This window comes from Candidatus Binataceae bacterium (genome assembly GCA_035308025.1).
GTDB lineage: Bacteria > Desulfobacterota > Binatia > Binatales > Binataceae > JAJPHI01.
Genome location: DATGHL010000023.1, coordinates 54181 through 67468, shown reverse-complemented (window position 1 = coordinate 67468; position 13288 = coordinate 54181). Strand labels below are relative to the sequence as shown.

The following is a 13288-nucleotide window of genomic DNA, read 5'->3' as shown; positions in this document are numbered from 1 at the left end:
CGAGCGCGCGTAACCTCAAGCATTTCTGATGTCTATCGAGCTGCGCACCGGCCGCGGAATCTACCGGCTGGCCGCCGCAGCGCCCACTGAGAACGCTCCCGACGCGATCACGCTGACCCTCGCGCTGGAACGCGCCGACGGCATCGAACGCGTGGTTTTCCGCTGCCGTATCGCGCACGCGCTTCCCGACGCCGACCCGAAATCCGATCAGTTGATCGCGCGGCTGGCGCCACGGATTGAGCGCGATTTCGAGCAGATTCGCGAGGCGGCGTTGAAGTCGATTCGCACGGAACGGCGGCTCTTCGAACTCGTCCTCGACCTCCATCAGCCCGGCGCGTTGTGATCCGGAGTCCGACGGTTTATGAGACTATGAGTGTTCGGTCCTCAAGCTTGTCCGGCACCAGTGTCGCGGAGAAGGATTTTCGCTCAGGAAAAGTAGTAAGGAAGCGCGCGGATGGACTGGCAGGCTGACGCCGCGATCGCGACGATCGTTTCTTCGGTCGCGATCGTGGCGAGTGCGATTTTCGTCGTGCTGCAATTGCGACAGGCGACGCGCGACCGCTATTTCCAAATTACTTCGCATCTGTTCGAGATTTGGCAGAGTCCGGAGTTTCGGGACGACGAGCTCTATCTACTGCACAAGTTGCCGAGCCAGGTCTGGGAGGAGTTCGTCGCCGGCGGACGCGGCGAGCGGGCCGAACGCGCGCTCCATCGGGTCGGCGGGTTCTATGATCGGGTGGGCAATCTGATTCAGCACGGGCTGATCAACGAGGACGATATTCTGCCGACGATCGGCGGTTTCGCGATCGCGGTCTGGCAAAGGATCGAGCCGTTGGTGCTGGAGGCGCGGCGGCGCGAAAACGCCTTCCTTTTTCAGAACTTCGAGGCAGTGCTGCCGACTTGCCGTGAATGCTATGTACCTTCCAGTGCGGAGGCTAAAGCGGCGGCGGCTTTAGCCCGCTCGTCGCGTGGTGGGCCGGCGAAGGAGAGCAGGTGGCGCAGAATATGGTTCTCCCGCTTCGTCAGTATGATGGACTTCCGGACCAGACGGATCGAACCGCTCGAGGCCAAACGCCTGTTGGACCAAGGGCGCGCCTTGATTCTCGACGTCACCCGTAAGCCGGATCCGGTGAGGATCAGCGGAGCGATCAGCCCGGTTCCGCGCGAGCTCCCAGGCTGGATTGCGGCGGTGGAGAAGAGCAAGGACGTGATCACCTACTGCACTTGACCGCATGAAGCCAGCAGCGTCCGTGCGGCGCGACTCCTTAGGTTAGCCGGCATACCCTCGGTCCGTCCGCTAGCCGGTGGGCTCGGCGGCTGGTTGAAGGCCGGACTGCCGGTGGATCGCGAATGATCAATTCGGGACGAACCGTCGAGTTGCGGACGGGCGACCCCGGGCGACAGCGTAACATCATGATCCGAAGGGGCCTAGTGGCGCTGAAGGAAATCGACATGCCTGACTACTCCATAAGACGGCAACTCCTCTCTCCTTCTCAGATGTCCCGGCTTCAGCAACTCGGAGCGGAATTCTACGCGAGTGGGCTAAAGCTTGCCAAAGAGCTTTCTCGCCGCGAGATGCTTGAGGTGTGGGGCATTGTGTTGGACCTCCGAAAACGAACTAAGGACCGCGGCGAGGACGATGGTGACAGCATCAATTGGGCAATCGGAGACTGGCTCAACGCGGCGGAAGATCGCTTTGGGAGTTTTCTTAAATTGGTTACCGCGTCAGGGATCCCTCGTCCAAGGGCAATTATTTCCTACAAACATCAGGACGCAATCCGGGATGGCTGGGTGCGAAAAATGGTCACCGATCTTCGAGAAAGGTGGGGAATCGACGTGCGCTTGGACGAATTTGAGGTAAATTATGGCGAGTCCTTCAGCGACTACATGACCTCAGAGATAGACCGCGATTCAGATGCTTTGCTATTCGTGATTACCCCTGCGGCGGTTGCCGCGGTCGACAAACAGCGCTCCGGAGCCCTACATTTTGAGATTCAGCTAGCAAACTCTAGGCGCTTACGTGAACCTGCATTTCGGATGATCGGCATTTACCGCGAAAGTTCTGAAACTCCCTCATACTTTGCGAGACCACCGCTACATCGATTTTTGCGACGATCGGGAATACGACCACCAGTTGCAGGAATTGGCACTTTCCTTGTGGGGACGACGGAGTGGCCCCCATCTAAGGAACGATCCTCCAGTCTAAGTTTCCTACCGATATTAAGACCGTAGGGGCTATCGCTGCGAATAGTTGTTCCAGTCTCCGCGCGCACAGCATCGAGCAGTAGGTCCGACCATCGCTGCCTGTTGCCGTCGAAGCGCCGATCTACCGAGCGGATCTTCGTGAGTCCACCCCTGTCTTTTCTGTGACTAGTGGATCTGCGTGAGCGTAGTCGCTCTATTTGCCGCGTTGTAAGCCTCAAGCCGGCAACCCGCCCCGAGGAACAGAATGATAATTGGTTGAAGCCAGCTAAGCCGGACGCATCGTCGGGTGCGTTCCAACTGCGCCAACAAACCTGGCGCAATTTCGCCGTCGGCTTCAACGCTTTCGTTTCCGCGACTGATGAGCGATAACTCTACTCACTTGAACTCGCTGCAGAGGAAGATTTCATGAAGCTCGGCCTATCGATTGGCTATTCCGGTGCGAATCTAAAGCTCCCGATCGAGCGGATTCTTCGCGCCGAGGCTTTGGGTTACGACTCGGTCTGGACGGCCGAGAGTTACGGCTCCGACGCGATCAGTCCGCTCGCCTATATCGCGGCGCTGACCAAGCGCATCCGCCTCGGCAGCGGCGTGCTCCAACTCGCGGCGCGCAGTCCGGCCAACGCCGCGATGTGCGCAGGCACGGTGGACGCGCTGGCGGGCGGTAACCGCATGATGGTCGGGCTGGGAGTCTCCGGTCCGCAAATCGTCGAGGGCTGGTACGGCGAGCCGTGGGGGCGTCCCTATTACCGGCTGCGCGATTACGTCACGATCATGCGCCAGATCTTTCGCCGCGAGCAGCCGGCCGAGCATCGGGGCAAAGAGATCTCGATTCCTTACACCGGACCCGGCGCGAGCGGGCTCGGCAAGCCGCTCAAGTCGATCCTGCACATGAACCCGAACATTCCGATCCTGCTCGGCGCTGAGAATGAGGCGACAGTCCGGCTCTGCGCGGAGATTTGCGATGGTTGGCTGCCGCTGGGCTTCGTGCCGGGCTCGTTGCCGCGTTATCGGCCGTGGCTGGAGGAGGGTTTTCGGCGCGCCGGGAACGGCAAGTCACTCGACAAATTTGAGATCTATCCGATGCTGCCGGTGGTCATCGATCGCGACGTCAAGGCCGCGCTCAATCGCATGAAGCCCGACGTCGCGCTGTATGTCGGCGGCATGGGCGCGCGCAGCAAGAATTTCCACAAGGACCTCATGATCCAGCAGGGCTTCCCCGAAGCCGCCGAGCGTATCCAGGAGCTTTTCCTCGCCGGTCGGAAGGCCGAAGCGACCGCCGCGGTGCCCGACGATCTGATAGACCTGCGCGCGCTGGTGGGACCGCCTGACCGGATTCGCGCGCGCTACCGCGCGTGGGAGGATTCCGGCGCGCATTGTCTCGTCGTCCGGCCCGCGCAGGAGGAGGCGATCGATCTTATGGCGGCAGTCGCCGGGATCGCACGCCCGTAAATCCTTCCGCGCCATCGCGGTCCGTATCGATGCGCACGATCATGCTACTCGCGGCCGCGGGCCTGTTATGGGCGTTTGCGGCTTTCGCCGCGCCGTCACCGACGGCCTCCCCTGCGCCCTCCGCGGCGCCGTCCGACGAGGCTCCGCTCGAACACAATTTTGACGCGCAAATCCATCCGGACGACTTGCGCGACTGGGTGAAGGTTCTGGCGAGCGAGCCGAACCAGGTGGGCTCGCCGCACGACAAGGCCAATGCCGAGCGCATCCTCGGCTGGTTCAAGAGCTGGGGCTGGGACGCGCATATCGAAACTTTCTGGGTGCTCTATCCGACGCCGCTCAGCGAAACCCTCGAGTTGACGGCGCCTGATCACTTCGTCGCGACGCTGCAGGAGCCGCCAATCCCCGGCGATTCGAGTGCAACCGCTACCGAGCCGGCGTTGCCGGCCTACGTCACTTATCAGGGCGACGGCGACGTCACCGCGCCTCTGGTTTACGTCAATTACGGGATGCAGGACGATTACAAAACGCTCGCGCGGCTGGGCGTCAACGTCAAAGGCAGGATCGTGATCGCGCGTTACGGCGCCGGATGGCGCGGGCTCAAGCCGAAGCTCGCGCAGGACCACGGCGCGGTCGGGTGCATCATCTATTCCGATCCCGCGCAGGACGGCTACTCGGTTGACGAGACTTACCCCGTTGGGCCGATGCGTCCGCCGCGCGGCATCCAGCGCGGCTCGGTCGCCGACATGACGCTGTATCCCGGCGATCCGTTGACGCCCGGCGTCGGCGCGACCAAAGACGCGAAGCGGCTGACCAGAGCCGAGGCGACGACGATTCTCAAGATTCCCGTCGTTCCGATCTCCTACGCCGATGCGCAGGCGCTGCTCGCGGCGCTCGGTGGGCGCGTGGTTCCTCCCGCCTGGCGCGGCGCGTTGCCGATTACCTATCACGTCGGGCCCGGCGCGGCCGTCGCGCATCTGGCGATCAAGTCCGACTGGAGCATCAAAGCGATCGACGACGTGATCGCGACGATGAAGGGCGCGGTCCTGCCCGATGAATGGATCGTGCGCGGCAATCATCATGACGGCTGGGTCTTTGGCGCGAGCGATCCGCTCTCCGGCCAGGCGGCCTTGCTGGCGGAGGCGCAGGCGATCGGCGGGCTCGTCAAGCAGGGGTGGCGGCCGCGTCGCACGATAGTCTATACGAGCTGGGACGCCGAAGAACCGATGCTCCTCGGCTCGACCGAATGGGCCGAGACTCACGCCGACGAGCTCAAGAAAAAGACCGTGCTCTACGTCAATTCCGACACCAACGGACGGGGTCTGCTGAGCGTCGGCGGCAGCCCGGAGTTCGGGCATCTGGTGAATCAGGTGGCGAGCGACGTAATCGATCCGGAGACCGGTGCTCCGATCGGACAGCGGCTGCGCGCGAAGATGCAGGTCGAGGCGCTCGAACCCGACGCCGGCGAGCAGGCTAAAGCTGATGCCAAGATCGCCGCACAGGCTGACAAGGACTTTCCGATCGAGGCGCTGGGCTCGGGCTCGGATTTTTCCAGCTTCATTGATCATCTCGGAATTCCCGCGCTCGATGTTTCGTTCGAGGGCGAGGGCGAGACCTACGGGGTCTACCACTCGCGCTACGATACGTTCGAGCATCACAGCCGTTTCGTCGATCCGGGCTTCGTCTACGACGCGCTGCTCGCGAAAACGATCGGGCGGATAGTCCTACGTGCGGCCGCGGCCGAAGTCCCGATGCAACACACTGGCGCATTTGCCGACGCCGTGGCGGATTATCTCGATCAGGCCAAGAAGCTCGCCGACGATGAGCGCGAAAAGGCCGAAATCCAAACCAAGATGATCGGCGACCGCGCCTTTCAGCTCGCCGACGATCCGACCAAGTCGAGCGGCCTGCCCGAGGCGCTCGATCGCGTTCCGCATATCGAATTCGCCGCGCTCGAAGATGCGGTCGCGCGCCTCAAGCGGGTCGCGATGGCGTATGACGAGACGCTCGCGGCCAACGCCGCTCAGCTCTCCGACACACAGCGCGCGCGGCTGGACGCGCTGATGCTCGACCTCGATCAGACGCTAGCCCCGGAGGTCGGCCTGCCCGGGCGTCAGTGGTACAGGAATCTCATCTACGCACCGGGCCGCTTTACTGGTTATCGGGCCAAAACGCTGCCCGGCGTGACCGAGGCGATCGAAGATCGGCGCTGGAACGACGCCAATCGTTACGCCAAAATCACCGCGGGCGCGCTCAACGCGTATAGCGACCGGCTCGAGCAGGCGACGGCGCTAATCAAGGGCAAGTGAGCGCGGTTCGCGCGACTTACAGCGAATTTACAAGCGTCTGTCATAATCGTAAGGAGAATCCATGGGCAAGCTCGACGGTAAAGTCGCAGTGATCACTGGCGCGGCAAGCGGGATGGGCCGGGCGACGGCTCTGCGTTTCGCTAAAGAGGGCGCGGCCGTTGTCGTCGCGGACCTTAATTCGCAAGCAGGCGAAGCGACGATCGCGGAAATTGCGTCGGCAGGTGGGCGCGCGGTTTTTCAACATACTGATGTTGCCAGCGACGCCGCGATCAAGTCCATGATCGAGCGCGCAATCAGCGAGTTCGGCCGCCTCGATATCACCTACAACAACGCGGGTATCGGCGGCGCGACCGGGCGTCTCGAAGAGACCGAGGGCGCGGATTGGGACAAGAGCTTCATCATTCTGACGCGCGCAGTGTTTCTCGGGATCAAGTATTCGATCGCGCCGATGCGCAAAGCCGGGGGCGGATCGATCATCTCGACGTCGTCGGTGGCCGGGCTGCGCGGAGTGGCCGGGCTGCACGCCTACAGCGCCGCGAAGGCCGCGGTCGTGAGCCTGACCGAGAGCGCCGCGATTGAACTCGGCCGCGATCGGATCCGGGTGAATTGTATCTGTCCGGGCGGCGTCCTGACGCCGCTGGTCTATCGTGGGATGCCGGGCGGTGAGGAGGCGGCGCGCGCTAATATGGATCGCTCGCAGCCAATCCCGCGCGCCGGACGGCCCGAGGATATCGCGGCGATGGCGCTGTTTCTCGCCAGCGACGAAGCGGAATGGATCACCGGGACCGCGATGGTGGTTGATGGCGGCATGAACACCGGCAACACCCGCATCAATTTCGGCACGGGCTTCTCGGGGCCCTCGTTCGAGCGTCGGGAACGCAGTTAGTCAGATTTGCACCAGGCGGCTGCCGCGCCCGGAACGAAGGGTGGCAGGGAGGATTTCGGAGGCCAATCTGAAGCCGCCGCAATCAACACCGGGGCAGCAGTTCGCTCTGACGGCTGGCTGATACTTTGGCTTGACTGTCTTTTAGCACGCCACCTATAGTGGCGGTCCGGACGACACCTTCTCCGACTCGAGCTTGAAAAAGGTTCGTATATCGGAGCATCCGAAGCCACGAGGCCGTCCATATTGAGGCGTATCTGGAAGTGCTAGAATGGCTTCCAGACATCGCGCGAGATTTTCTGCCAGAGGCGCAATATGACTCAACTTGAAGCTGCACGACAGGGTATCATCACCCAACAGATAAGCGAGGTCGCCGAGGATGAAGGCCTCAGCGTCGAGGAAATTCGCGAGCTGGTGGCCTCGGGCGAGGTCGTCATTCCGCACAACCTGCATCATGATTTTCGCGCGATCGGGATCGGGCGCAGGCTGCGCACCAAGGTCAATGCGAATATCGGGGCCTCCAACTTTCATCAGTTGGTGAGCGAGGAGGTCGAGAAGCTCTACACTGCGGTGCGCTACGGCGCAGATTCGGTGATGGATCTCTCGACTGGCACCGACCTCGATCAGATTCGGGTTGAGATTTTGTCGCGCTGCCAGGTGATTCTCGGCACGGTGCCGATTTACCAGGTGGCGTCGGAAAACTCGATCATGGATCTCGAGACGAAGTTTTTCCTCGATGTGATTGAGCGCCAGGCCCGCCAAGGCGTGGACTACATGACGCTCCATTGCGGCGTGACGCGCGACAGCGTCAGCAAGCTGCGGGGCCATCAGCGGATCGAGGGTATCGTCTCGCGCGGGGGGGCGCTGCTCGCGGCCTGGATTGAGCGCACCGGCAACGAGAATCCGCTCTACGAACATTACGACGAGGTCTGCGACATTCTGCGCGAGCATGACGTCACGATTTCGTTGGGGGACGGCCTGCGGCCCGGCGCGACTGGCGACGCGACTGATCGCGGCCAGCTGGCTGAGCTGCTGATTCTCGGCGAGCTGACCGAGCGGGCGCGCGCACGCGGCGTGCAGGTGATGATCGAAGGGCCAGGGCATGTGCCGCTCGATCAGATTGAGGCCAACGTCAAGCTGCAAAAGCGGGTGTGCGGGGGCGCGCCCTTCTACGTTCTTGGACCGCTGACCTGCGACGTTGCGCCCGGTTACGATCATATCACCGGCGCGATCGGCGGCGCGATCGCGTCGGCCGCCGGCACCGACTTCCTGTGCTACGTGACGCCCGCGGAGCATCTGCGGCTGCCCGATATCGAGGATGTGCGCGAAGGCGTGATCGCCACGCGGATCGCGGCGCATTCGGGCGACCTGGTGAAGGGCGTGCGTGCCGCCAAGGCCTGGAATGATCAGATGTCGCGGTATCGCAAAGCGCTCAATTGGGAAGGGATGTACGCGATGGCAATGGATCCGGACAAGGCTCGGCGCTACAAGGAAGAAAGCGAGGCCGGCGGGTCGAACGTCTGCAGCATGTGTGGGTCGCTCTGCTCGATCAATATCGATAACGCTGCGATCAAGTTTACCAAACGGCGCGCGGTCGCGGAGCAGGCTGAAGTTCATGCCGCCGCAAGCTGAGGAGGCGCGCGCACTGGAATTCGCCGCCGCCGAGGTCAGTCTGCTCGATCAGCACGGCCGGCCGCATCGGCTGGCCGATTATCGCGGACGCTGCGTCGTCGTCTATTTCTATCCGAAGGACGACACCCCCGGATGCACGGTCGAGGGCAAGGAATTCCGCGATCTGCATGCTCAGTTCGCGGCGCTCAACTGCGCGATCGTCGGAGTCAGCACCGACAGCTTGGAATCCCATCAGAGCTTTGCTGAAAAACATGCGTTTCCCTTTACGCTTCTCGCCGACACCGGTGGCGACCTCGCGCGCGCCTTTGGCGTGCTTAACGGCAAGACTGCCAGGCGCGTCACTTTCGTGATCGGCAAGGACGGACGGGTGGCGCGGACCTTCGCCGACGTGGCGCCGCGCGGTCACGCGAGTCAGGTGCTCAACTTTGTGCGAACCTTCCTCGAATCGCACCTCATGATCGGCGGGTAAGCGGTGTTTCTGCATCGTGCACCGACGATGCTTATGATAATCCCGAAGCTGAATCAGTGCGAACCCGACCAAAGGAATCAACGATGGCGAAAACCTCGAAGAATATCCTCGACGAAGCGCGCTCGACGATTAAGCAGATAGATATTGACGAGGCGCGCCGGATGCTCGACAAGCCCGGCACGGTGTTGGTCGATGTGCGCGAGAGCGACGAATGGCGGCAGGGCCATATTCCGCAGGCGGTGTTTATCCCGCGCGGCTTCCTCGAACTACGCATCGAGGAGAAAGTGCCCGATCATAAGACGCCGGTGATTCTCCAGTGCGCATCGGGGACGCGCTCGTTGCTGGCGGCACGCACACTGCACGAGCTGGGTTACGAAAACCTCTACAATCTGACCGGGGGTTTCAATGCCTGGAAAGATCGCGGGCTGCCCTTTGTTGCCGACCGGGCTTTTACGCCCGATGAATTAACCCGCTACTCGCGCCATTTTGTGATTCCGGAGGTGGGCGAGAAGGGGCAGGCGAAGCTGCTCGATGCGAAAGTGCTGATCCTCGGTGCGGGCGCTCTGGGCTCGCCCACGTCGATGTATCTTGCGGCGGCGGGCGTCGGCACGATCGGCCTGGTCGATTTCGACGTCGTCGATCTCTCTAATTTGCAGCGGCAGATTATTCACACCGTCGATCGCGTCGGGATGGCCAAGACGGAATCGGCGCAGAAGCAGCTCAGCGCGATCAATCCCGGCGTCAAGGTCGTCCGCCACGACGTGCGGCTCAGCGCCGAAAACGTGATGGAGATCGTCAAGGCTTACGACGTCGTCGTAAATTGCGGCGATAATTTCCCCACTCGCTACTTGATTAACGACGCCTGCGTATTCGCGAAAAAGCCCTTGGTGGACGGCGCGATTTTTCGTTTCGAGGGCAACGCCACGGTCTTTCATCCAGCCGCCGGCGGCCCGTGTTATCGCTGCCTCTACCCGGAGCCGGCGCCGCCCGACATGGCGCCCTCGTGCGCTGAGGCCGGAGTGCTCGGCGCGCTGCCGGGCGTGATCGGCTCAATCGAAGCGCTGGAGGCGATCAAGCTGATTCTCGGTGCGGGCAAGCCGCTGATGGGGAAGATGGTTTATTTCGATACGCTGTCGAGCGACTATGTGCGGATGCTAAAGATCCGGCGCAATCCGGAATGCCCGGTCTGCAGCGACCATCCGACGCAGACCACCCTGATCGATTACGAGGCGTTCTGCGGACTCGCCGCGCCGACCGACGGCGCTCACGGCCATGCCCAAAATCAGGCTCAAGATCACGCCGCCGCTGCTGGACGGTAAAGCCGGCGGATTCTTGCTCTGATCGCAGATTCTTGCAGCAAGTCATAGATAAAAGCTGCGCGGGCGTCAGCCATTGCTCGGACGTTGGCGATGATGCCAGCGTTGGCGTGAGCTGACGGCGCGTACGCATGGCGCTCGGTCCTTTTTACGTGGCACAGAAGCTCGTCGAGCATAGCGACCTGCGCGGGGCGGTGATGCTCATGCGGCACGGCGAGACCGACTGGAATCGCGAGGGCCGCGTGATGGGGCGCAACCCGATCGAGCTCAACGCGCGCGGGCGATCGCAGGTGGAGGCGGCGGCGCGCTTCGCGGCGGAGCTCCGGCCCGACGTGATCGTTACGAGCCCGCTCGTCCGTGCGCGACAAACCGCCGACATCATGGCGGCGGGGTTGGGGGGCATCAAGATCGTCGAAGAGCCGGCGATCGCCGAAGTGCTCTACGGCCGCTGGGAAGGGATGGTCTATCACGAGCTGATCGCCGACCCCTATTACGCCGAATATCGTCAGGCGCCGGTCGAGAAGGCAACCCCGGGCGGCGAGAGTATCCCGCAGGTGCAGGCGCGCGGGGTCGGTGCGGTGATGGACGCGCTCGGGCGCTATCCGGGTGACCGGGTGATGTTCGTTTCGCACGGCGACATCATTCGCACCGTGTTATGCCATTTCATGGGGCTGGAGTTGGCGTACTTTCATCGGTTGCGGATCGACAATGCGTCGATCTCGACGATTCAGGTTGCGGGCAAATTTGCCGAGCTGAAGTTCCTCAATTTACTCGCCGATCCCGCTCAGGCCTTCATCGCGCCGTTTGCGGTCAAGTCGGCGGACGAAAACCGCAAGCGCTAACCCATGCTTTAAGCAAGTTCGAAGGGCACGACGGCGCCGCTCAGCAGACCGCGGCCCGCACGCGTTTGGCGCGCGCGAATCGCTTCGATCAGGTCGCGGTCGGTGCGAATCGGTTCAGCTAACAATGTCGTTGCGACGCCGATCGAATTGGCCGAGTGCGAATCCGAGCCGGCAACTTCGGCCAGGCCGAGGGCGCGCGCGACTCGCAAGGCGAACTGATTCTCCTCTTCGGAGCAAGCCGCGTTCAAAACTTCGATCGCGTCGCACATCTGAATGATTTCGAGCTTGGCCGCGCGTTCGGGATGCGCCGGGTCGATCGGCTCGTCATCCGAGTTCATGAAGGCGAAGCGCGGGTCGAGCTTGTAGCGAAAGGGATGGTTCGCGATCATGATGCCGCCATGCTGATCGACGACCTTGCGCAAGCCCGCGAGCTTGTAAATGCCGCCAACATACTCGTTCAAACCGAAGACGCCGACGTGCCCCTGCTCGGTAGTCACTTCCATCCCGCGGATACAGACGACGCCGGCCGCATCGGCCAACGGCGCGATCTCTTTTAAGTCCCACAGATTGTCGTGTTCGGTGACGCAGACCGCGCCGATCGCGATCGCGCGGGCGCGCTCGATCAGCTCCTTGGGCGAGAGATTGGAATCGGAGCTGCCGCGCGTCGTGTGCAGGTGCAGGTCGACGGTGAAGTAAGCTGGCTGGGTGAAGTAGGCCGCCTGCGGCTGGCCGCTTCCTGATGCGCCCATAATGGAATGCGTTGCGCCGGAGCGCCTATTTCGGCAGAGCGCTACTGACGACGGCCTTCTTGATATGGTCGCCGACCTTGATCTGATCGACCACGTTCATCCCTTCGACGACGCCGCCGAACGAGGTGTACTGGCCGTCGAGGAAAGGCGCCGGGGCGAGGCAGATATAGAACTGGCTGCCGCTGGATTTGCGCTCGGGATTGACGTTGTCGCCGGTCCGCGCCATCGCGAGGGTGCCGCGCAGATGTTTCTCGGTCAAGCTGATTTCGGCCGGCACCTCGTAACCGGGGCCGCCCGTGCCGTTGCCTGCCGGGTCGCCACCCTGCACGACGAAGCCGGGCTCGACCCGATGAAACGTCAGGTTGTTATAGAAGCCGTCCTTCGAGAGCTTTTCGAAGTTGGCGACAGTTTTGGGAGCGACCTCGGGATAAAGTTCCAGCACGATATTCCCGCGGTCAGTTTCGAGCGTCACGTAATGTCCAGTGTTGCGCACAGGTAATCCGTCCAATTTAGGGTTGGCCGCGCCCTGACAGGCCGCGGCGGTTAGCGCGAGCGCGACGAGCGCAGCGCTCGCCATCCGGAGTAATTTCGTTTTCATCACTACCAAGCGTGGTTCGAGAAAGGTTGACCCTACAGCACTATTCGAGCCGCCGCGGTCACGCAAGCGCAAAAGTCAGAGGGAAAGCTCATTAACCGGGCTGCCAAGGGTCAAGCAGCGAGATGCCCAAGCGCTCGAAGTCCTTCACGTTGCGGGTAGCGAGCGTGAGCGTATGAACCTCTGCGGTGGCGGCGACGAACGCGTCCATCGACCCGAGCGTCAGGCCGAGCTTCTGGCCCCGTGCCATGACCACGCCCCAGGTCTCAGCAACGTGCGGATCAATGTTGAGGATGCGGTCTTCGAACCGCACCGGTAGTTCCTCGGTAAGCCAGGCCGCCAGGCGGTCGCGGCGGCGCCCGGCCGGCAACATCTCGAGCCCTCGGCGGATTTCCGCGAACGAAATGACGCTGATGAACACCCGGTCTTCGTCTACGTTGGCCAGCCAGGAAATAACGTTGCGATCCGGTTGCGGCGTGACCCATTCCGACACCACGTTGGTGTCGACCAGAAAATTCACACCTCAATCTCGCGCGGCCTATCCTTGGACCGTTTAATCTTCAGGTTCGAGCCGCGCAGCGGCGAGGCCGCGAAGAACTCCGCAAGGTTGCCCTTGCGTTTGGTCTTGCGCTGCCACTCCTCAGCCGACACGACGACCACCGCCTTTTGACCTTTACGAGTGATGGTCTGTGGACCATCCGCGAGTGCGCGGTCAATCACCTCGCTGAAGCGCGCCTTAGCCTCGGCAACCGCCCAAGTCGCGCGATCTTCGTGATCATTTAATCTCATAGTCATCCTAGTCATAATGGTCATCATAGCGTAAACTGTGCAACACAGCTACA

14 protein-coding genes are annotated in these 13288 nt (G+C 62.2%); 10 read left to right on the top strand and 4 right to left on the bottom strand.

Annotated features, from left to right (window positions below):
- The first annotated feature begins 28 nt into the window (after positions 1-28).
- From VKS22_06805 to VKS22_06760, 10 genes are all read left to right on the top strand, one after another.
- Entirely contained in the window at positions 29-343 is a 315-nt protein-coding gene (locus VKS22_06805) for a hypothetical protein (GenBank protein ID HLW70314.1), read from the top strand.
- A 111-nt stretch (positions 344-454) separates the two neighbouring features.
- Complete coding sequence (locus tag VKS22_06800; GenBank protein ID HLW70313.1) at positions 455-1228, top strand: hypothetical protein; 774 nt, start codon at positions 455-457, stop codon at positions 1226-1228.
- Positions 1229-1431: 203 nt separating this feature from the next.
- Positions 1432-2232 (top strand): toll/interleukin-1 receptor domain-containing protein, encoded by an 801-nt coding sequence (locus VKS22_06795; GenBank protein HLW70312.1) that lies wholly within the window; start codon positions 1432-1434, stop codon positions 2230-2232.
- A gap of 378 nt (positions 2233-2610) precedes the next feature.
- On the top strand, positions 2611-3654 hold the full coding sequence (locus VKS22_06790) for an LLM class F420-dependent oxidoreductase (GenBank protein HLW70311.1): 1044 nt from the start codon (positions 2611-2613) through the stop codon (positions 3652-3654).
- Between the two features lie 41 nt (positions 3655-3695).
- Positions 3696-5960 carry a transferrin receptor-like dimerization domain-containing protein gene (locus tag VKS22_06785; GenBank protein ID HLW70310.1) on the top strand — a complete coding sequence of 755 codons (2265 nt, stop codon included), beginning with the start codon at positions 3696-3698 and terminating at the stop codon, positions 5958-5960.
- A gap of 61 nt (positions 5961-6021) precedes the next feature.
- The gene (locus VKS22_06780; protein HLW70309.1) at positions 6022-6846 is read left to right on the top strand and encodes an SDR family oxidoreductase; all 825 of its coding nucleotides are present in this window, start codon (positions 6022-6024) and stop codon (positions 6844-6846) included.
- A 312-nt stretch (positions 6847-7158) separates the two neighbouring features.
- Entirely contained in the window at positions 7159-8475 is a 1317-nt protein-coding gene (gene thiC / locus VKS22_06775; protein ID HLW70308.1) for a phosphomethylpyrimidine synthase ThiC, read from the top strand.
- Complete coding sequence (locus VKS22_06770) at positions 8459-8944, top strand: peroxiredoxin (GenBank protein HLW70307.1); 486 nt, start codon at positions 8459-8461, stop codon at positions 8942-8944. The genes thiC and VKS22_06770 overlap by 17 nt, the downstream gene beginning before the upstream one ends.
- A gap of 83 nt (positions 8945-9027) precedes the next feature.
- Complete coding sequence (gene moeB, locus VKS22_06765; protein HLW70306.1) at positions 9028-10263, top strand: molybdopterin-synthase adenylyltransferase MoeB; 1236 nt, start codon at positions 9028-9030, stop codon at positions 10261-10263.
- Positions 10264-10391: 128 nt separating this feature from the next.
- Positions 10392-11102, top strand: coding sequence for a histidine phosphatase family protein (locus VKS22_06760; GenBank protein ID HLW70305.1), 711 nt, complete (start codon positions 10392-10394; stop codon positions 11100-11102).
- A gap of 8 nt (positions 11103-11110) precedes the next feature.
- Here VKS22_06760 and VKS22_06755 read toward each other — a convergent pair whose 3' ends face one another.
- The 4 genes from VKS22_06755 to VKS22_06740 form a co-directional block, all read right to left on the bottom strand.
- Positions 11111-11851, bottom strand: coding sequence for a PHP domain-containing protein (locus VKS22_06755; protein ID HLW70304.1), 741 nt, complete (start codon positions 11849-11851; stop codon positions 11111-11113).
- A 25-nt stretch (positions 11852-11876) separates the two neighbouring features.
- Positions 11877-12449: a peptidylprolyl isomerase gene (locus VKS22_06750; protein ID HLW70303.1), complete on the bottom strand. Its 573-nt coding sequence runs from the start codon at positions 12447-12449 to the stop codon at positions 11877-11879.
- Between the two features lie 91 nt (positions 12450-12540).
- Positions 12541-12966 (bottom strand): type II toxin-antitoxin system VapC family toxin, encoded by a 426-nt coding sequence (locus tag VKS22_06745; GenBank protein HLW70302.1) that lies wholly within the window; start codon positions 12964-12966, stop codon positions 12541-12543.
- Entirely contained in the window at positions 12963-13235 is a 273-nt protein-coding gene (locus VKS22_06740) for a type II toxin-antitoxin system Phd/YefM family antitoxin (GenBank protein HLW70301.1), read from the bottom strand. The genes VKS22_06745 and VKS22_06740 overlap by 4 nt, the downstream gene beginning before the upstream one ends.
- Positions 13236-13288: the final 53 nt, after the last annotated feature.